Origin of the sequence: uncultured Faecalicoccus sp. (assembly GCF_944325745.1) — a bacterium.
In the GTDB taxonomy this organism is placed as follows: domain Bacteria; phylum Bacillota_I; class Bacilli_A; order Erysipelotrichales; family Erysipelotrichaceae; genus Faecalicoccus.
The window spans coordinates 1-19268 of record NZ_CALVBG010000017.1; the positions used below are offsets into that span (position 1 = coordinate 1).

At 43.9% G+C, this 19268-nt stretch carries 18 protein-coding genes; 1 reads left to right on the plus strand and 17 read right to left on the minus strand.

Annotation, left to right across the window (positions count from 1 at the left end; genetic code table 11):
- From Q0J48_RS03170 to Q0J48_RS03190, 5 genes are all read right to left on the minus strand, one after another.
- On the minus strand, positions 1-1085 hold a 1085-nt coding region (locus Q0J48_RS03170; protein ID WP_296241574.1), incomplete at its 3' end, for a glycogen/starch/alpha-glucan phosphorylase.
- A gap of 65 nt (positions 1086-1150) precedes the next feature.
- Positions 1151-1678 carry a winged helix-turn-helix domain-containing protein gene (locus Q0J48_RS03175; RefSeq protein WP_296241576.1) on the minus strand — a complete coding sequence of 176 codons (528 nt, stop codon included), beginning with the start codon at positions 1676-1678 and terminating at the stop codon, positions 1151-1153.
- Positions 1679-1804: 126 nt separating this feature from the next.
- Positions 1805-2170, minus strand: coding sequence for a septum formation initiator family protein (locus tag Q0J48_RS03180; protein WP_296241578.1), 366 nt, complete (start codon positions 2168-2170; stop codon positions 1805-1807).
- A 32-nt stretch (positions 2171-2202) separates the two neighbouring features.
- Complete coding sequence (gene mnmG, locus Q0J48_RS03185) at positions 2203-4056, minus strand: tRNA uridine-5-carboxymethylaminomethyl(34) synthesis enzyme MnmG (protein ID WP_296241580.1); 1854 nt, start codon at positions 4054-4056, stop codon at positions 2203-2205.
- Positions 4049-5671 carry an oligosaccharide flippase family protein gene (locus Q0J48_RS03190; protein ID WP_296241582.1) on the minus strand — a complete coding sequence of 541 codons (1623 nt, stop codon included), beginning with the start codon at positions 5669-5671 and terminating at the stop codon, positions 4049-4051. Before Q0J48_RS03190 ends, mnmG begins: the two co-directional genes overlap by 8 nt.
- Before the next feature lie 108 nt (positions 5672-5779).
- Between Q0J48_RS03190 and Q0J48_RS03195 the strand changes: the two genes are divergently transcribed.
- Positions 5780-7288, plus strand: a complete 1509-nt coding sequence (locus Q0J48_RS03195) for an NAD(P)H-hydrate dehydratase (RefSeq protein WP_296241583.1) — start codon at positions 5780-5782, stop codon at positions 7286-7288.
- 12 nt (positions 7289-7300) lie between these two features.
- On the opposite strand, the gene Q0J48_RS03200 is transcribed toward Q0J48_RS03195, so the two are convergent.
- The 12 genes from Q0J48_RS03200 to Q0J48_RS03255 form a co-directional block, all read right to left on the minus strand.
- Positions 7301-7600: a hypothetical protein gene (locus Q0J48_RS03200; RefSeq protein ID WP_296241584.1), complete on the minus strand. Its 300-nt coding sequence runs from the start codon at positions 7598-7600 to the stop codon at positions 7301-7303.
- The gene (locus tag Q0J48_RS03205) at positions 7591-7884 is read right to left on the minus strand and encodes a hypothetical protein (protein ID WP_296241585.1); all 294 of its coding nucleotides are present in this window, start codon (positions 7882-7884) and stop codon (positions 7591-7593) included. Before Q0J48_RS03205 ends, Q0J48_RS03200 begins: the two co-directional genes overlap by 10 nt.
- Before the next feature lie 11 nt (positions 7885-7895).
- Positions 7896-9356, minus strand: a complete 1461-nt coding sequence (locus Q0J48_RS03210; protein ID WP_296241586.1) for a DUF1846 domain-containing protein — start codon at positions 9354-9356, stop codon at positions 7896-7898.
- An 84-nt stretch (positions 9357-9440) separates the two neighbouring features.
- Positions 9441-11102 carry a Na/Pi cotransporter family protein gene (locus Q0J48_RS03215; RefSeq protein WP_296241587.1) on the minus strand — a complete coding sequence of 554 codons (1662 nt, stop codon included), beginning with the start codon at positions 11100-11102 and terminating at the stop codon, positions 9441-9443.
- A gap of 111 nt (positions 11103-11213) precedes the next feature.
- Positions 11214-11714, minus strand: coding sequence for a dUTP pyrophosphatase (locus tag Q0J48_RS03220; RefSeq protein WP_296241601.1), 501 nt, complete (start codon positions 11712-11714; stop codon positions 11214-11216).
- Positions 11707-12186, minus strand: a complete 480-nt coding sequence (locus Q0J48_RS03225; RefSeq protein ID WP_296241603.1) for a DNA-deoxyinosine glycosylase — start codon at positions 12184-12186, stop codon at positions 11707-11709. Before Q0J48_RS03225 ends, Q0J48_RS03220 begins: the two co-directional genes overlap by 8 nt.
- Positions 12171-13475: a 30S ribosomal protein S12 methylthiotransferase RimO gene (rimO, locus tag Q0J48_RS03230; protein ID WP_296241604.1), complete on the minus strand. Its 1305-nt coding sequence runs from the start codon at positions 13473-13475 to the stop codon at positions 12171-12173. The genes Q0J48_RS03225 and rimO overlap by 16 nt, the downstream gene beginning before the upstream one ends.
- Positions 13472-14401, minus strand: a complete 930-nt coding sequence (locus Q0J48_RS03235) for an HD domain-containing protein (RefSeq protein ID WP_296241606.1) — start codon at positions 14399-14401, stop codon at positions 13472-13474. Before Q0J48_RS03235 ends, rimO begins: the two co-directional genes overlap by 4 nt.
- Complete coding sequence (locus Q0J48_RS03240; RefSeq protein WP_296241608.1) at positions 14398-16359, minus strand: RecX family transcriptional regulator; 1962 nt, start codon at positions 16357-16359, stop codon at positions 14398-14400. The genes Q0J48_RS03235 and Q0J48_RS03240 overlap by 4 nt, the downstream gene beginning before the upstream one ends.
- Positions 16360-16371: 12 nt before the next feature.
- A complete protein-coding gene (locus Q0J48_RS03245; RefSeq protein ID WP_296241609.1) occupies positions 16372-17421 on the minus strand; it encodes a lysylphosphatidylglycerol synthase transmembrane domain-containing protein in 1050 nt (349 codons plus the stop codon).
- Positions 17418-18497 (minus strand): glycosyltransferase family 4 protein, encoded by a 1080-nt coding sequence (locus Q0J48_RS03250; RefSeq protein WP_296241612.1) that lies wholly within the window; start codon positions 18495-18497, stop codon positions 17418-17420. Before Q0J48_RS03250 ends, Q0J48_RS03245 begins: the two co-directional genes overlap by 4 nt.
- 239 nt (positions 18498-18736) lie before the next feature.
- Positions 18737-19268: hypothetical protein (locus Q0J48_RS03255; RefSeq protein WP_296241610.1), on the minus strand; the 532-nt coding region annotated here is incomplete at its 5' end.

The following is a 19268-nucleotide window of genomic DNA, read 5'->3' on the forward strand; positions in this document are numbered from 1 at the left end:
GGCCATTTTTCCAAGGCTTCCGCCATGACAGTATGGTTTGTATAAGCAACCGTCTTGGTGACAATGTCCCAAGCCTGATCCCATTCATAATCATAGTTATCACACAATACACGCATCAATTCTGGAATGACCAAAACAGGATGCGTATCGTTAAGCTGGATCGCTACTTTATCTCCTAAATTATCCAATGTAGGATATACACGCAAATGCGAACGAATGATTTGGTTGATTCCGGCACAGACAAAGAAATATTCCTGTTTTAACCGAAGCAGTTTTCCTTCTACCGTAGAATCATCCGGGTATACATTGGCCGTGATCGCCGTAACATCGTTCAAATATTTATTGAGCTGTCCAGACTGAACAGAATCTTCATCCACTTCCGCATCCCATAGACGCAAAGTGTTCGTCGTTGTCGTATGATATCCAATGATTGGTTCATCATAAGGAACCGCACGGACCACAAATTCTGGACGATAGTTGGAACGGAATTTCCCATTCTGGTCCATATAAGCGTCCAATTGCCCGCCAAACGGAACACGAACAACATGCTGAGGTTTCCAGACTTCCCAGATGTTTCCGCTCTTCAGCCAGCAGTCTGGCAATTCCACTTGTTCATTGTTTACGATCTTCTGCTTGAACAGACCATAGTGATAACGGATACAGTTTCCATGACCTGCCAGATCTAAAGATGCCAAAGAATCCATAAAGCAGGCAGCCAAACGACCGAGGCCGCCATTTCCTAAACCGGCATCGCTTTCCATTTCTTCCATTTCGGTAATATCCATACCCAGGTCTTCCAGACCTTCTTTAACAAGATCGTAGATTCCCAAATTCATTAGGTTATTGGTAAGCAAACGACCCATTAAAAATTCCATTGAAAAATAATACAGCTGTTTGGACTGTGATTTTTTAATTGCGTTTTTAGTCTCTTTCCAATTGATCCCCACATAATCACGGATCATTTTCCCTAAGACTTGATAACGTTCGGCCGTAAAAGTTTCTTCAAATTCGCGACCGTATGTTTCGGATACTTCTTGTTTGTAACGCTCGATAAATACTTCTTTTGAATCAAATCGATTTGACATAACTTTTCCTCCGCAGTGTTTTAATTATACTATCACAGCCCTGTTTTTCAAAGGTTTTTCGCTTTCTATCCCTTGATTATCTGGACTTCCTGGGTCCATTGATAGCCGTTTTGATGAATTGTTTTGATCCGCGAAGCATCTTGTAAGCCGTGACGGAGCCGACTGATACTGGCCGTGACTGCATTGGTATCCACTGATTTATTTCCGCGAATCTCAATCATATCTTGTAACAGTTCCCGTGTCAGGATCTGTCCGGGATGTCTCAAAAACACCAGCAGCATCTCATATTGTTCCGGCATCAAGGAAATGGTTTGGGCATGCACCTTGACTCTGCGGCTGGGCAGATCGACCTCAAGATCCCCAGACAGCATCTTCTTGATGTTGGGCTCTAAGATACGGTGAGGATCGATCCAAAGACCGTGATGTCCATAGATCTTTTGTTGGCGAATCACCTGCATATGATGCCGCGTAATGGCCCCTTTTAAATAGATCCGGTCGTTTTCTTTTACATATCCTGTTTCCTTGTGCGTCATATCCAATTTTTCCCAAAGATCTTTTTCCATCAAAAACCGAATTTCTACATAGTTACGCATGATTTCCCCTCCTTTCTATTCCTCTAAGAAAACATGGAGGGTTTTAGGAAACAACGATTCTTGAATAAGCCGAAAAAATCTTGTTTGATCAAAAATGTACAAAAAATAGAGAGAATTTTCATCTCTCTATTCTTCTTTCTCTTCTTCCTCTTCCGTTTTCGGAAAGATAAAGACTTGATCTCCATCCTGAGTCACATGATACCGCCCGCGGGCATATAAACTCGCATAATCAGGATTGCTGAGGTTTTCATACGTCTTCTTGAGCTGTTCTTTTTCTTCTTTTAAATCTTCGATCTGCTGTTTGTTCTCTTGGATACTTAAACGAAGCTCAGCCGTAGTTTGAAGATCCTGGATCCCGCTCCACGTCAGATACATCGTTCCCCCTAATAAAGCACCACATAAAACAATTTTTTTCAAGGGAGATCCCTTTAATGAACGTTTCGGTTTGCTCGTTTTACTTTTTTTGATCTTATACTGCTTGCGCTTAGCCATCATATTCCCCTTTATAACAGTATAGCATATTTTTATTTTCCTTTCACAAACAGCGAGAGGATCGCAATATCGCTGGGATTGATCCCAGAAATGCGTGAAGCCTGTCCCAGCGTTCGCGGCCGGATCTGATCTAGTTTCTGCCGTGCTTCTAAGCGCAAATTATCCATATGCAGATAATCCAGGTCCAAAGGCAAGACTCTGGACTCCATGGCTTGCAGATGACGGGCATCCCGTTTGGCCTTTTCAATATAGCCGGCATACTTGACTTCGATCTCAATTTGAGAGGCAATCTTAGGTTCGATCTCTTCCTGGATCCAAGGCTGCAGATCTTTGACCTTTACTTTTGGGCGCTTTAACAATTCAAGCGCACTCATCCCGTGGCCCAGTCCATCAAACCCTATGGAATGAAGATAATCATCAATTTCCGGTCCAGGCTTGATATGAACCATAGACAATTTTTCTTTTGTGGCCTGGATCGTATCCATCTTCTGTAAAAATTCGCGATAACGTTCTTGTGATACGACACCGATCTCATACCCTTTTTGCAGCAAGCGCTGATCCGCATTATCGTGTCTTAACAACAAGCGATATTCTGCCCGCGACGTCAGAAGTCGGTAAGGTTCCTTGGTCCCCTTTGTACAAAGGTCATCGATCATGACCCCAATATAAGCCTCATCCCTTTTCAAGATGAACGGAGGCTTCTGGTCAATTTTTAAACAAGCGTTGATTCCAGCCATCAAGCCTTGTCCGGCAGCTTCTTCATATCCGCTTGTTCCATTGATCTGTCCAGCCGTGAATAAATTTTCAATGATCTTATTTTCCATCGATGGTTTCATCTGCAAAGGATCCACCGCATCATATTCAATCGCATAAGCATATTTTTCAATCTTGGCATTTTGAAGTCCTGGCAAAGAATGAACCATTTGTTCCTGAACATCAACAGGCATCGATGTCGAGAACCCCTGCAGGTAGATCGTATCCATACTTTTGGATTCCGGTTCCAAAAACAACTGATGTCGTTCTTTGTCCGCAAAACGCACCAGCTTATCTTCAATGCTGGGGCAATACCGAGGACCTACCCCTTTGACCAGGCCGGAATACATTGCGGAATCTTGAAGATGTTCCCGGATGATCTGATGAGTCAACGGCGCTGTATAGATCAGATGGCAAACTTCCTGACTTTCAAAAGGAAGGACATCCGATGGTTTCGTCGTTTCTGAAAATGCGAAAAAATCATTGGTTCCCGGCTGCACTTCAGCCTGGGAAAAATCAATCGAATCTTTTTGGATCCGCGGTGGTGTTCCGGTCTTTAATCGAAAAGTTCGTACACCATGTTCTCTTAAACATTCCGAAAGCGTCTGGATCGTTGGTTGATCCTCTGGCCCCGATGGCGTGGCAGTATGTCCACGCAGAATAGTGGAAGTCATATAGGTTCCGGTGGTCAAGATCACCGTCTTAGAAAAGATCTCCTGTTCATTTTGCAGGCGAACTCCTTTGACACACTGCTCTTCTATGATCAAAGAAGAGCATCCTCCCTCGATCACATCCAACTCTGGAGTCTGAGACAAGATCCTGGCCATCTCTTTTTTATATTCCACTTTGTCACTTTGAACACGCAAAGACCAAACCCCTGGACCTTTGGTTGTATTCAACATTTTAAACTGCAAAGCTGTACGATCGGCAACGATCGGCATCAGCCCTCCTAAAGCATCGATTTCACGGACCACGATTCCTTTTGCCGGTCCTCCTACACTAGGATTGCAAGGCATGGAACCAGCCATATTCAAATCCAATGTCACGAGAGCCACTTTCTTTTTCATTCGGCAACACGCCATGGCCGCTTCAATACCGGCATGACCGGCTCCCACAACGATCACATCATACATGACGGCCACCTCTTTTAGGCCATCCGAGATGGATATGGAAAACTGCCTGAGGAAGTTTGAAAACACAGGCCAGCAAGCCGCCGCAAATAACCGTGATCAATCCATTCGCGCACATTTGAATAAACGCAATGAGTTTTGATCCCCCTACACCGTCTAGCCCTAACCAATTCAACGCTTGGCAAACAACAAACATCCCTAAAATACAGATTAGAACACGAATCACAATGATCATCGTAGAGCGGAATTGAATCTGATAAACTTTTTGAATCTCTTTTAAATTTGCCACTAAAATATAGCCGTCCGAAATAATAGAACAAATCACGCTTCCCGCAAAGCCAAACAAAGCCGTTAAAGGGACAATCAATATTCCACGTAAAGCAGTCCCGATCATCAGACGTTTTAAAGCGTCTCGTTTCAAATTTAAAGACATCATCAAATTCGTGGTCACCGGATTGATCGTCCCTAAAAAGCCTTCGATAGAAAGCCACGCCAGCACATAAGAGCTCATAGAGAGATTTTCGGTGTAAAAAAGAGTGTAGTTGATAGAAGTAGCATACAAAAAGATACAGAACGAGATGGGAATCCCAATGCAAAAAACAACATTCAAACAATCTTTTACATTTTTTCTGACCTTTGCCATATGGTTTTCTGTTAAAGCTTCTGTAATGTGCGGAATGATGGCCGCTGTAAATCCCGGCGCTAAGATCATAGGAATCGCCGTGATCTTGACACCCACATAGTTGGTAGCTGAAATAATTGTCGAAATGGTAGCTTCATCATACTGGTACAAATGTAACCCCGTCGGCAAGAGCATCGCATTAAAGATCTGCTGACTATATCCAAAGATGGCAGAAATCATGTAAGGCACAGCCAAAATACACATTTCTTTCAACAAAGCCTTGGAAGAGTGTGTGGGTTCGGTTTGTGCTTTCGCCTGACCTTTGATATCTTTGATTTTTTTCTTATCAAAATGAATAAACTGGAGGATCCCCGCAACTGCGGCAACCGAAGTCGATAAAACCGAAGCGTATAAAGCCCATCTTCTTTCCAAGCCAATCACATACACAAATAAGCAGGATATAGAAAGAAGGAATCCAACCCGGAAAATCTGTTCAAACGCCTGCGAGAATGCGTATTGTTCCATTTCTTTGCGACCTTGATAAAAGCCGCGGAATGCCGATAATACCGGAACCAAGAAAACAGCCAAAGACAAGATCTTCAAACTGACAGACATCACTTCAGCACTTTGTGCCACCATCAACGGAGCCAAAACGCCCGAAAACGCAAGCATCAGCAACATGCCAAGAAAGCCCAAAAGCGCCAACATGGCAATTGAGCATTTACGAATCAACAAGACTGTTTTCGCATCTTTCAAAACCGTATAACGCGCAACCAAAGTGGCAATCGCAAATGGAAAGCCCGCCGTAAAAACACTGAGGACATAAGAATAAATATTATATGCCTGCCCATAGATTCCCATGTATACATCAGAGCCAAGAATGCTGGAAAAAGGAATCGCATAAATGATTCCAATCAGCTTCGCAACAAACATGCCGCCCGTTCCGACAAGGCCGCTAAGAATGATCGATTTTTTTACTCGCGAGGATTCCTGCATGCATTTCTCTCCTTTACTTCGTAAGCATCATTATATCATACGTTGATTGGATGGAAGATTTTTTTTCAGATTTGCGTTATAGTTGAATCAAAGAAAGAAGGGGTTCTTATGACCAAACTGATTTGTACGGCCCAACAAGCCAGACAGGCAGATACCCTAGCCATCCAGCAAGTTCATATTCCATCTTTGATCTTAATGGAACATGCTGCCCTAGGATGTTTTTCTCATTTAAAATCGCGCCTAAAAAAAGCCCAATCTGCCGTGATCGTATGCGGCCCCGGCAATAATGGAGCCGACGGATTGGCCATCGCCAGACTTTGTAAGGATCATCAGATCCAGTGTTCGGTCTTTTTAGTGGATCCAGAGCATCTGTCTATCGACGAAAAGATCCAATGGGAGATGATCCAAGCCCTTGGTATACCGTATACGGTCCATCTTGAAAAAGGCATCCAAAGCATACATCAGGCAGATCTGATTATTGATGCCTTATTTGGCAATGGTCTGGATCGCCCGATCCAAGAACCCTATACAACAATCATTCAGGAGATCAATGCGTCCAACGCCTTTGTTGCCAGCATCGATATCGCCAGCGGGCTGCAGGCAACCACTGGAAACGCTCTAGGCGTCTGCGTTCATGCCGATCAAACCTTAGCCATCGATTGTTTAAAGACCGGCCATTATCGAAATGACGGAAGAAAATATTCTGGTCGTCTTATCTGTCTTCCCATCGGCATTCCCGGCCACCTGCATAATACATTAAAAACGGCACTCCTTCTGGAAACCAAAGATATCCAGATCCCTTTACGAGATAACCACAGCCACAAAGGCACCTTTGGCAAAGCTTTGATGATTGGCGGCAGTCAATCGATGCACGGTGCGATCACGATGGCTTGCCAAGCTTGTTATCGCAGCGGCATCGGCACCTTGACTTGCATGATTCCCGATTGTATCCAAAAGATCGTAGGACAAAAAATGGAATTTGCGATGAATCTTTGTGTGCCTTCACAGGATGGAATCTTTAGTATAGAAGGGGTAGAAACTCTGGACCAGGAAAAATCAAAATACGACATTCTGACTTTGGGCAACGGAATGTCTCGCAATGAAACAACGGCACTCTTTGTCAAGCACGCTTTGGAAAGCGATCGCTGCGTTTTATTAGATGCCGATGCCTGCTGGGCTCTAAAAGATCAGCTTACTCTGTTAGATCGCGACGCCCCTGTCCTGTTGACCCCTCATCTCAAAGAGATGACCTATTTATGCCAAAAAGATCTCAAAGCGATCCAGGAAGATCCGTTTGAGACCGTATCCGCCTTCTGTGAAGCGCATCCTCAGTGCACCTTGGTTTTGAAATCTGACTTTACTTTGATTGGACATCAGGACAAGCTGTATGTTTGGGACCATGCCAATTCCGCTCTGGCAAAAGGCGGAAGCGGGGATATTCTTTGCGGAATCTTGACTGGGCTCTATGGCCAATGCCGAGACCCTTTACAAGCGGCGATCACGGGCGTCATGATCCACAGCTTATGTGCCGACATCAAAAAAGATCCTGCCAGCGTAATGCCACAGGATCTGATCGAACAGATTCCAATCGTATTTTCATCGTTACGGGAAGTGTGATCTTCCCTTTTTTTATAGGATCTGAAAATGTAAATAATAAACATGAGGATGAAACATTTGCGTATTGAATCCATAAGCCTCATAATCTTCTTCCTCTTGATCCCAATCATTGTTCAATTCTGCCAACAAATCTTCGATTTGTTTTTGGTCTAATTCTGCCGTCCCGTAAAACTCCAAGCAATCTCGTAAAGATGGCTGGGGCCGACTAGGTGAGAATGAAAACGTCGAACACTTTTCCCAGAGCTGTCCCTTGATCTCATTTTCCAGAGATTCGGACTCTTGATCGATCACGACATGCAGTCTTATGCGCATTGTCCGTCCTGTTCCAAGATATAGCGACAGAATTTTTTCAGATTTTGATCGTTTTCCAAGGTGATCACTTTGCCCACGCTCAAATTTAAAGCAGCGATCTTCACTTCGCCATCGGTTACCGACATGTTCAAAGTGCCCGTTACATTTTCATAGTAGATATCGTACAGATAACTGGTACGAGCTTCAGATTCTTTTTTACTTTGCAGCTCAAAATGCAGATCTTGTTTGTTCTTCAACATAACACGAATCGCACCGGCTCCGCTGGATGGAATTGATTTTCCCATATCTATACCTCCTAATGTTTTTCTGCTTCGTAGGTGACCTGGATCCCTAAGCTGTTATAGACAGAAGCATCCACGTGGGCCACATCGCATGTGATATGTGCCTGGGTGCCTCGCAACTGTTTTAACTGGCTCATCGCCTTTTTGGCTTGCGGATTCGTTTGTGCACTAAGACTAAGGGCAATCAAAGTCTCGTTGGTATGCAGGCGAGGGTTCTTGCTGCCTAAATAATTGGTCTTCAGTTTCTGGATTGGCCCAAAGGCTTCCGGCTCGATCAGCAGCACATCATCATCGATTCCGGCCAAATACTTGATGGCATTCATCAAGACCGAAGAACAAGCTCCCATGAAGTGCGTGGTTCGGCCGGTGATGATCGTTCCATCCTGCAGTTCCAGCGCCCCGCTAAAAGAATGGGTATCTTTTTCTTTTTGACGTGCCGCCACAACGCAGCGACGGTCCATTTCCGTCACATCCGCCTGTTTCATGACCAGCTCTTGTTTTTGGATCTCCGATTCTTCACATTCTTCTTTTACGAATCGTGTCTTGGTCACAAAATATCGGCGAATGATTTCCTGCTGGCTGGCCTTTTGACAGATCTCGTCATCTTGAATACAGAACCCAGCCATATTGACACCCATATCCGTCGGCGATAGATACGGACTCTTTCCATAGATTGCTTCAAAAATATTACGCAGCACCGGGAAGATCTCGATATCTCGATTGTAGTTGACGGTCACCTTTCCATAAGCTTCTAAATGAAAAGGGTCGATCATGTTCACATCGTTTAAATCGGCCGTAGCTGCCTCATAAGCTAAATTGACCGGATGGTTCAAAGGCAGATTCCAAACCGGGAACGTTTCGTATTTCGCATATCCGGCTTTGATGCCGTGAACATGATCATGATAAAGCTGTGACAGACAAGTGGCCATTTTCCCTGAACCCGGGCCTGGTGCCGTTACGACCACCAAAGGGCGCTGGGTCTTGATGTATTCGTTTTTCCCAAACCCATCTTTGGAAATGATCTTTTCCGTATTCGTTGGGTACCCATCGATAAAGTAATGATAGTAACAATTGATCTTGCGGCGTTTCAATTTTTGTTTGAAGCTGTCCGCCATGGTTTGTCCTGTATATTGGGTAATTACAACACTGCCGACAAACAAATCAACTTTTTTAAATTCTTTGATCAGGCGCAGCACATCTTCTTCATAAGTGATCCCCAGATCGGCACGCACTTTGTTTTGTTGGATATCTTTGGCACTGATCACGATCACGATCTCTGCCTGATCTTTTAACTGCAGCAGCATTTGCAGCTTGCTGTCGGGACGAAAACCCGGCAAAACACGGGAAGCATGATAGTCATCAAACAGTTTGCCCCCAAATTCCAGATATAATTTATCGCCAAATTGGCTGATTCTCTCTTTGATATGTTCTGACTGCATGGCCAGATATTTTTGATTATCAAATCCGATTTCCATAATATCACCTTCATTTTCAATACGTCTATTCTACCACAGCCCTCTTTTGAATGCACAGAAGAAAAGACCGTTTTGGACACGGTCTTATGCTTTTTGATTGATATACGGTGCTACAAGATCATCTTCTAACATGGTTTCATGCAGACTGTCATCGATCTTATTGATCTCTTCTGCTAAGTTGAGAGCATGATCATTGATACGATCATAATCTGTCAAGATTCTTGAGAACGCGATTCCCAGCTCACTGGAAATGCTCTTATCTTTCAAGCCTTGGATCTGAACATCTCTCCATTCCTGAGTATTCTCATCGATCTCGTTGTTATAGGCATTGGCCTTTTCCAAATTGAAAATGTAATCGTACATTTTGAAAGTACGTTTTTTCATCTTTTTCAGGATTCTTTTTTCATCGTCACTCGTATTTTCTTTGTTGACGATCACAGCCTGGCGATCCATGTTGATCGCATAATCAGAAATTCTCTCCAGATCGACCAACATCGTATAATAAGCCGTCAAAGCTTGCGAAGTTTCGATGTTCATGCTCGCATACCCGAAGGCATCTGAAATATATTTTGAGATCGCCTGGTTCAAGAAATTAACAGTTTTCTCACGCTTTTCAATTTGTTCAGAACGTTCTTCCTTATAATGGATCAGCTGGTCAAAAGAATCGCTGACATTGGTATAAGCCAGTTTCATCATACGCATGACTTCATCATTGACCTGCTGGATATTAATGGCAGAAAGACCAATGATCTTATTGCTCTTTGGCAGAGGCTGCAAGTACATCAATCCTTCGGAATCGGCTTGCATAGGTTCCGACGGCAATACCTTCTGGGCAAAGGCTGCCAGATATGTACCAAACGGCAACAAGAGAATCGTTGTAACGACATTGAACAATGTATGCATATTGGCAATCTGCTGAGCCGCATTGTCTGGCGACCATCCGGAAACGATCGTTGTCAACGGGGTCAAAAGACATACCGTGGTAAAGATGATCGTACCGATGATATTAAAGCTCAAGTGGATCACGGTTGTTTGTTTGGCTTCGCGGCTGGTTCCAATCGATGCCAAAACCGCTGTGATACAAGTACCGATGTTTTGTCCAAACAAAACAAAGACAGCTCCATCCAATCCAATCAAACCGCTGCGTGCCAGGGCCTGCAAGATTCCCACCGACGCTGAAGAACTCTGAATAATGGCGGTAAAGACAGCACCCACCAAGATTCCAATCACTGGGTTTGAGAAATTCGTGATCAAAGAAATGAATGTCTGTGATTCACGTAACGGTTCCATGGCCGTGGACATCATATCCATACCAATGAATAAAACACCCAGCCCGGCAATGATCAAGCCAAAATAGTTCAATTTCGGATTTTTCAAGAAAACGATCAGCACGACACCGGCAAAAGCAATCAGCGGTGCAATCTCGCTCACATTTAGCGCAACCAGCTGCCCCGTGATCGTAGTACCGATGTTGGCTCCCATGATGATCCACACAGCTTGCTGTAACGTCATCAAGCGGGCGTTGACAAATCCAACGACCATGACGGTTGTTGCACTACTCGACTGAATGATTGCGGTAATGATCGCCCCTACGGCAACGCCTAAAAAGCGATTGGATGTCAACTTCTCCAGAATCTGCTTCAACCGGTCACCGGCCGCTTTTTCCAGACCGTCGGACATCATCTGCATACCATACAAAAACAGGGCCAAGCCCCCTAATAGTCCTAATAATAACGATAGATCCATATCTCTTCTCCTTTAATGCAATCTACTCTTACATAATAAAAGGCCAAGCTATGGATTGCAAGTAAATAATTTACGAACTTATTACGAAGTTTTAACCCTGTTTTTACATTTTTATTTTCCCGAACTGCCCAGCTTTCCTGTCTGGCGCAAAGACGCGATTTTCTGTAATTCATCGTAAGAAAGCTCTTCACTTTCCAACTGCGGCATCACCAACAAGACCCCTTGGCAGATTGCCTTCTCGTACGGATAGATCAAACAGCTCTCTTTTTGTGATTCTGTCCATGTCTTTAAGACTTCCTGCTTCACGATACAGATCGGTTTATCATTCACATTGGTGATGGGTGCCATATATTCTCCCCGGTACCCGGAATCGATCACACCGCTTCGCTGGGCCAATCCCTTGGTTCCGGAAGACCCTCTTTCTTTCAAGATCATGACATAATGAGGATCAAAAGCACTGGCAACCCCTAAAGGAACCAACTTTGTTGTCAGGGGATCAATTTGAAGAAAGTCTTCTTCAAAACAAGGATAGAGATCATATCCTGCATCTTCCTCTCTCTTCGTAGGAAGGATAGCTTCTTCTTTGACTTTTGCCCAATATAATTTATCCATTTTCTAATAATTCCTTTCTATAGATCTTTACCAGATCTTCTAAACGCCATCGCGCATTGGCTGCCGAAGTCGAAGGACAGCCCACGATGGGGATTTGAATGTCTATGGTCTTCAACAGCTTTTCGCTCGTTTTTCCATTGCACAATATTTTTTGAATGCTTGAAAATGTCGCCAGCAACTCTTGAATCGGATTGAGACAAACTTCTCGAATTGCCGCATCGGCACTGCCCGGACGAATGCAGGAATGACAAACATCCCACAAAGCAATCTTTTCATGTTCCAATAAAGCCAGCCGTTGTGCCCGGGTTTGTGTCTCAACGCCATAGATCTTTGCCAACATCGGCCAAAATCGATTGGTCTTGTTCGCATAATAAAATGACTGCTGCAAACTTTCGACACTGGGCATGGACCCTAAGATCAAGATCCGATCTTCACCATGCACAATGGGATCAAATCCTACGATTCTAGACATATCCCAACGAGATCAAACGTTTTGGCTTCCGTAATTTGGACTTGTACAAACGAGCCGATCTCCAGATCCTTTTCACTGGTAAAAATAACTTGTCCATCCACTTCATCCGGAGCATCCGCTTTAGATCTTCCTCGATAGCGGTTACGCAATGCTTCTTTTTCTTCCACTAAAACTTCTACAATCTGGCCGATCTTCTGTTTCGTTTTTTGCGCAGAGATTTCTTCCTGGATCTGCATAAGCCGATCCAGACGTCTTTGTACCACTTGCGGATCCACAGGATCTGGCAGATCATAAGCCGGAGTATCTTCTTCCTTGGAATAAGTGAAAGCTCCCATTCGATCCCACTGGATCTCTTTGATAAAATCCACCAATTCTTCAAATTCTTCTTCCGTTTCCGAAGGGAATCCTACGATCATTGTCGTTCTTAAGGTCGGCTCTTCAAACATTTCACGAATCTTGGAAACCAGTTTTTGAACTTCTTCTTTGGTAGAACGGCGATTCATCGCCTTTAACATTCTGGCATTGGCATGCTGCATCGGAATATCGAAATAGGGCAAGACTTTGGAAGATTCTTTCATTGCCTTTAACAATTCATCATCGATCTCATCCGGATACATGTATAAGATACGGATCCAATGCAGCCCTTCGATCTGGTCTACTTTCCGGATCAGCTCCGCTAATTTTAAAGATCCATAATTATCTAAACCATATTTGGTGGTATCCTGGGCAATCAAAGTCAATTCCTTGACCCCTAATTGTACTAAGTGCCTTGCTTCGGCAAGCACTTCTTCCATCGTTTTTGAGACTTGGTCTCCGCGAATCAAAGGAATTGCACAATAGGTACAATGGTTGGAACACCCGTCGCTGATCTTCAAATAAGCTCGATACGGCATAGAAGAGAGAACCCTCTGATCAGGGTCCATTTCTTTTGCAGATCCTTCTCCTAAAACACTTTGAAGGCGCCTGGCAAACTGACCATAATCCCGGATCGGGATCACCGCATCGATCTCGGGGATCTCTGTTGTCAGCGCCTCGGTATATCGCTGGGCCAAACAGCCGCAGACGATCAATTTTTTCAGACGTTTTTTCTTATACTGTGCCATTTCAAAAATCGTCGCAATCGATTCTTCTTTGGCCGGCTCGATAAAGCCGCATGTATTAATAATAATGGCTTCTGCTTGTGAAGGTTCGGCGACGATCTGATGACCGTTAGCCTGCAACATCCCCATGATTTCTTCGGAATCGACCAAGTTTTTACAACATCCTAACGATACAAATCCAATTTTCATTCTGAATCCTTCTTTCGATAGATCATCCGATTCTCCAAGGCAAAGACACGTGGTCCAAAATGCCCTGGCTGGGTCGCTTCGATACTCTTTTTCATCATATCCAAACGCGCATCCAAATTATCCAGCAGCGATAAGACTTCCGCTTCCGGGATCATCGGCAAAACTGGAGAACCAAACTCTTGTTTCCCGTGATGGCTGAGAACCATGTGCTTCAGCAACATCACTTTTTCGCTTGTTTCGCATCCCAGCTCGCAGGCTGCTTTTTCAATTTCATGGGCTGCGATCGAAATATGCCCGATCAAATTCCCCTCGGTCGTATATTCAGGCAAGATCATCGAAGACAGTTCTTGGATCTTTCCGACATCATGCAAGATCACTCCGCCAGTCAGCAAGTCGGCATCCAGCCATGGATACTCATGGATCACATGCTTGGCCATCCGCAACATCGTCAATGTATGATAAGCCAGACCGCCTACAAAATTATGGTGATTTCGGGTTGCGGCCGGATAGGTATAAAAATCCTCTTGGACGTCTTCTAAAACTTTCAAGACCACTTTTTGGATCACAGGATCTTTCATTTCCAAAATCGCGGCCGTGATTTCTTCTTCCATTTGCGGCTTGGTCATCGGCGCATTCTGCACATATTGGCTGACATCCTTTCCTTCCAAGGGTGTCAGTTTGCGCACGCGCAGCTGCATCGCATTTTTATGAAATAAAATATCTCCCTGTGCTTCGACGATCATGCCAGTATGGTATTGGGCAATCATCTGATCCGTTAAATTCCAAAATTTGGCATCCAAGATTCCCGAAGCATCTTCTAACGCTAACGAAAGATAGGGAGTATTCTTTACAGTTTTCCCGCGTTCACAGCGAGAAATCAAACACTCAAGAGTGATAGGTCCTTCCTGTACGATATCTTTGATCATATTGACTCACTTTCTAAAACTTCATCGATTTCCGCAATGGAAAATCCTTTTCTTAAACAATACATACGGATCTTCTCGGTCCGTTTGGGCTCTTCTAAAGAAGCATAGAGACGATGGGCTTTTTTCAGACTGTGCCGCAAAGCTTGTTCATCATCTTCTTCTAATTCGATGGTATTTCCGGCTTCCTTAGCAACGTCGATCGAAAAACCCTTGGAGATCAATTTCTTAACGATCGTCTGGCGTTTCAATCGTTCACTTTGTTCTTTTAAGGCCGCTTTGAGATGCTGTGCACTTTTTAAAGCGGCATGCAGTTCCTCTTCACTGTCAAGCTGATCACAAGCCTCTGCGATCCATTCGGGAGCAACGCCATCTTCTCTGAGCTTGGCTTCGATCTTGCGCATTCCATAGCCATACTCCGCCCAAACCAAAGCTTTATCCAAGGCATACTGGTGATCATCGATCCAGCCGCGTTCCTGAAATTCTTCGACCAGAGCATCCGTTTCTTCAGAAGACAAGTCGTATTTCTTGCGTGCCAGCTCGCGCACCTGGTAGGCTGTATGGTCTTTATTTAACACTTTCTTTTTGATTTGCGCATAAGCCTGATAATAATTTTGCATCGCCAAATAGTCTTCGACAACATAGGCATCCAGATCGGTTTTGAGCCCGATCCGCAAATCAAAATAATCATCCATCGGAATCTGTAAATTCACCGGTTCTTCATCGCTATCGCGCTTTAAGACCAGCTTCACAAAATCTCCCAGGATCTTCACTTTTTCTACGGTAAAGCTTTGATGATAATCATCGATGGCCTGGGCATAGACAGCCAACGCTTTGGAGGCAAACATCTTTGTCGAATACGGTTTGGTCTTCTCCACACATATTTTTCGCATGGCTTCTCGCTCGTTCTCCGAAAGCAAGAAAAACTGTTCCCATTTTTTGACCAGCTCATCTTCATCATCAAAATAGAAACCGCTCTTTCCTTCTTCCAACAAGCCGTCTAAAACTTCATCCCGGCGACCGAAAATAGGCAACCCTGTTGCCAGCGCCTCCAGGTAAGTCATGCCTTGGGTCTCGCTCAAAGAGGCAGATACAAACGCATCAAAAGCCGCATAATAATAAGGGATATCCTCTTTGGGCTGGCGGCCTAAGAAATGGACCCGGTCCTCGACATGGCATTCTTTCGCAATCATCTTATAATATGCCTCATCGGTTCCTCCCCCTACGATGACCAGATGCAGATGAGGATCCTGACTTTTTGATATTGCGCGGATCGGCATATCGATCGTCTTTTCTTTGGCAATACGCCCCACAAAAACAATGACATGATCTTGATCAGAAAGACCGACCGACAAGCGAATCTGAGCAATTTTTTGCGGATCCAGACGATCTTTATCAAATAAAGATAGATCCAGCCCGGTCGGTACGATGTAAATCGGGGTCGTGACCCCATACTGGATCAGCGCCTGTTTTGTTTTTTCGCTGGGCGCAATCACAGCTTGGGCATGGTTGCCCAAGATCTTTGATAAAGAACGAATGGCCAGACGCCCCATTCTTTCGACCGTTTCAAAATCCAAAGGATTGACGTAATGCGTATAATCCTCATACATCGTATGATAAGTATACACTAAAGGAATATGTAATTGTTTCGCCATTTGGCGAGCAAAGATCCCCACTCCGGCTTCGGTCTGCACATGGATCACATCTAAATTCATTTCACGAACGATCTTTTCCGCCCGAATCTGAATAGGGCTGGACATTTTATATCCATAAAATTTCTTTAACTCCAATCCGCCCAAGCGCAAGATATGATCTTTCATTTCGATATTGGATCCTTTGTGATTGGATATGACATAAACGGTATGTCCTTGGGCCTCTAAAGCCTCTTTTAGGGTCGCCACACTGCTGACGACCCCATTGATATCTGGTAAATACGCATCTGTAAATAAGCCTATACGCATAGAATCTCCTTCCTATTCCACTTGGATCGAATCTTCTTTCGCCAAGGCATCTCTACGTTCATAAAGATTTTTGGCCACCATAAAACAGATCCCGCCAATCAATAATACAATATGATATGTGGAGAAGCGCCACAAGATCATCACGGCACTGGTCAAAGTGCCCATCATAGAACTAAACAATAAGTTGAATACGACTTCCGTTCCGCCGCTGGCGCCTGGAATCGGAATAAAGCTGTTGGCCATGGTCACAAAGCTGCTCAATGCGATCACATCCAGCATCTGCGGCCACTCCAGCGGAATATGCAAAGCCAATCCCACCAAGAAAGGCAAAGAGAAAAGCAGCGTCAAACGCACCGCATTGACCAAAGCACACAAAACGATCCGTTTGAGATCCGTTGATAGATTCTTGATCTCTTTCGTAAAGGAAGTCATCTGCAGATTCCAGGAATCTTTTGTTTTTTCCGGATCTTTCAAGATATGAAGCTTCCCTAACAGTTTTGCCAAAAAGCCAGCCAATCGGATATAGATCTTAGGAAACAAGGCCATCGTATACAGAGCCAGGATCACGATCGCATTGACCATGTATCCTAATAAGATGATATTGAACCATCCCGACTGCGCCTGATAATAGCCAAAACGCAAGATAAACAAAATCGTGACATAGATCATCATCGTAGTCTGATAGATGATAAAATCTGCCCACAACAAGCTGGCTGCATCGCTCACGCGCATGCCTTGTTTTTTCATGATATATGCCTGGGCAAACTGTCCTCCGGTACTGCTGGGTGTGATGCCGGCAAAAAAAGTACCGACAAACGCCACAAGGATCCCTTGCCCTACAGAATACTTGGCGACATATTTACGGCCCAAGATAAAATAGACAAAGCCCCAGACAACCGTATATAGAACACCCCAGCACAGAATCAGAATCAACGAAAACGGCCGAATCTGGGCAATCGCTGAAAGGACCTCTTTATAATTATCTTTTAAGGCGAACCAAAGTACGCCGATCGTCAACAAAAAGATGACCGCTATATTCAATATATATTTACTCTTTTTCATGATCGTTTTGTCTTATGTTTTTTCGGCTTCTTTTTCTTAGAAGTATTCTTATCCTTTCTAAGCTCATATTGTTTTTCTCCGTAAGCACTCAAATAGAACTCGCGCCACATTTGCAGCACATGTTCTTTAGAATAAAATTCGCTGAGGATCAACGACTCCCTTTGATACTTTTCATAGATTTCCGGATCCTCCTTCAGGCTTCGAATACAGGCGGCAAATCCTTCATTATCGCCCGCACTCATATGATGCCCAAACAATATATCCTTATACAAATCCAGATTGCGTAATACCAACGGCACATGGACATTGATGGCTTCCAAGATCGTCATTGGGAACAATTCATTGTAACTGGGGACAAAAAGAACATTGGCAATGTTATAGAGATCGACCATTTCTTCTCGTGGGATGATCCCTAAGAACTTCACATTTTTGGGAGGATTTTTCTGGATCTTTGATAATTCATCGTATCCTTCCGTAATGACGCCAAAAGAAAAGCCTCCTGCCCATACAAAGGTTACATCCGGCATGGCTTCTGCGACTTTCACAAAGTCTAATACGCCTTTTCGCGTTTGCACTTGGCCGGCTCCCAGAACCACAAACGCATCGGGATCGATTCCTAATTTTTTTCGATAAGCTTCCTTTTCCGCTTCTGATTTAGGATAAAAAGTCTCTTTAGAAACATAATTGGGAATATAATAGACATTTTCCCGAGGGATCCCTAATTTAACCAAGGAATCAATAAAGCTGGGATTCACGACAACTAAGCGGTCCGCTGTTTTATAAAATGTGATCAAATAATTCGCAAACACCTTAAAAAAGGGACTGGGGATCTTTAAACTCTCATCAACGGTTTCCGGCAAAAAATGGCAATATGCAATATTAACGGCCTTTTTGTCCTGCATCTTCACAAAAAAAGTGGGGTCGATCGTATGAAAATGTTGGATATCTGGTTTCGATGTCCAATCATTGATCTTCACATCAAATAAGTCGCTCGCTCCTTCTCGAATCAGAGCCACTTGTTCTTCGTAGGCACTACCAACGCCCTGGCCATCGACCTTATCTGCGCTGGAATACATGATCAATTTCAATCGAGAATTCTTCACGGCAACCTCTCTTTCGTTTGAATTTATTATATCAATATCCCTTATAAAGGAAAAGTGCCTGATTCCTCGAAGGAGTCAGGCACTTTTTCCGGAAAGTTTTTAAGAAAGGGAATTTTGATTATGAAGTGAGCCTTTATCCTTGGCTCATCATTAGTTTACAAAAAAAGTTTGAGATTGTTATGGAGAGAATATGTGAGAGTTTGTGAAAATGATTATTTCTGTTTTCGCTGCTTTTTCCAGGCAGCTTGTTTTTCTTCAATGGCTTTTGCGATCTTATAGGGGCATGTGATCTCTTCGCCTTTGGAAAGCTGCAGCATCCCTTTTTTAAATAATCCGTCTTGATAAGTGATCTTTTTGATCATCCGAAAGCGGATGGGCTGCCCTTCAAAGAAAAAAGAATCCGTTCCAAACAATACCCGATAGCGCATCTTATAGTCGATCGCTAACGCAAAAAACAGCACTCCGACACAAACATAGATCAGCAGATATGCCACATCATAGCCATCCGAAAAACCCGTAAATGTCAAATAAAGCACCAATACACCTAAGGCAAACATTCCTGTGGACGGACCTTTGTCCATTCGCAGGACTTCAATATCAGAATGTCCTTGTTCAAAATGTTTGACCTCTTTTTTATATCGCAACAATCGGACGATCGTCGACCATACGACATAGACCCCCAACAAGACAAAAACTCCGTTGAGCACCCAAACCATCATGCCTGTTGTTTCCATATCGATTCCT

What these genes read in the sequence shown, in the direction of transcription:
- Q0J48_RS03175 (WP_296241576.1), bottom strand. Translation starts at nt 1,678, where the DNA reads ATGCGTAACTATGTAGAAATTCGGTTTTTGATGGAAAAAGATCTTTGG.
- Q0J48_RS03240 (WP_296241608.1), bottom strand. Translation starts at nt 16,359, where the DNA reads ATGCGTATAGGCTTATTTACAGATGCGTATTTACCAGATATCAATGGG.
- Q0J48_RS03235 (WP_296241606.1), bottom strand. Translation starts at nt 14,401, where the DNA reads ATGATCAAAGATATCGTACAGGAAGGACCTATCACTCTTGAGTGTTTG.
- Q0J48_RS03220 (WP_296241601.1), bottom strand. Translation starts at nt 11,714, where the DNA reads ATGGATAAATTATATTGGGCAAAAGTCAAAGAAGAAGCTATCCTTCCT.
- Q0J48_RS03180 (WP_296241578.1), bottom strand. Translation starts at nt 2,170, where the DNA reads ATGGCTAAGCGCAAGCAGTATAAGATCAAAAAAAGTAAAACGAGCAAA.
- mnmG (WP_296241580.1), bottom strand. Translation starts at nt 4,056, where the DNA reads ATGTATGATGTGATCGTTGTGGGAGCCGGTCATGCCGGTATTGAAGCG.
- Q0J48_RS03205 (WP_296241585.1), bottom strand. Translation starts at nt 7,884, where the DNA reads ATGGGAAAATCAATTCCATCCAGCGGAGCCGGTGCGATTCGTGTTATG.
- Q0J48_RS03250 (WP_296241612.1), bottom strand. Translation starts at nt 18,497, where the DNA reads ATGTATTCCAGCGCAGATAAGGTCGATGGCCAGGGCGTTGGTAGTGCC.
- Q0J48_RS03210 (WP_296241586.1), bottom strand. Translation starts at nt 9,356, where the DNA reads ATGGAAATCGGATTTGATAATCAAAAATATCTGGCCATGCAGTCAGAA.
- Q0J48_RS03195 (WP_296241583.1), top strand. Translation starts at nt 5,780, where the DNA reads ATGACCAAACTGATTTGTACGGCCCAACAAGCCAGACAGGCAGATACC.
- rimO (WP_296241604.1), bottom strand. Translation starts at nt 13,475, where the DNA reads ATGAAAATTGGATTTGTATCGTTAGGATGTTGTAAAAACTTGGTCGAT.
- Q0J48_RS03190 (WP_296241582.1), bottom strand. Translation starts at nt 5,671, where the DNA reads ATGCAGGAATCCTCGCGAGTAAAAAAATCGATCATTCTTAGCGGCCTT.
- Q0J48_RS03200 (WP_296241584.1), bottom strand. Translation starts at nt 7,600, where the DNA reads ATGCGCATAAGACTGCATGTCGTGATCGATCAAGAGTCCGAATCTCTG.
- Q0J48_RS03215 (WP_296241587.1), bottom strand. Translation starts at nt 11,102, where the DNA reads ATGGATCTATCGTTATTATTAGGACTATTAGGGGGCTTGGCCCTGTTT.
- Q0J48_RS03245 (WP_296241609.1), bottom strand. Translation starts at nt 17,421, where the DNA reads ATGAAAAAGAGTAAATATATATTGAATATAGCGGTCATCTTTTTGTTG.
- Q0J48_RS03225 (WP_296241603.1), bottom strand. Translation starts at nt 12,186, where the DNA reads ATGTCTAGAATCGTAGGATTTGATCCCATTGTGCATGGTGAAGATCGG.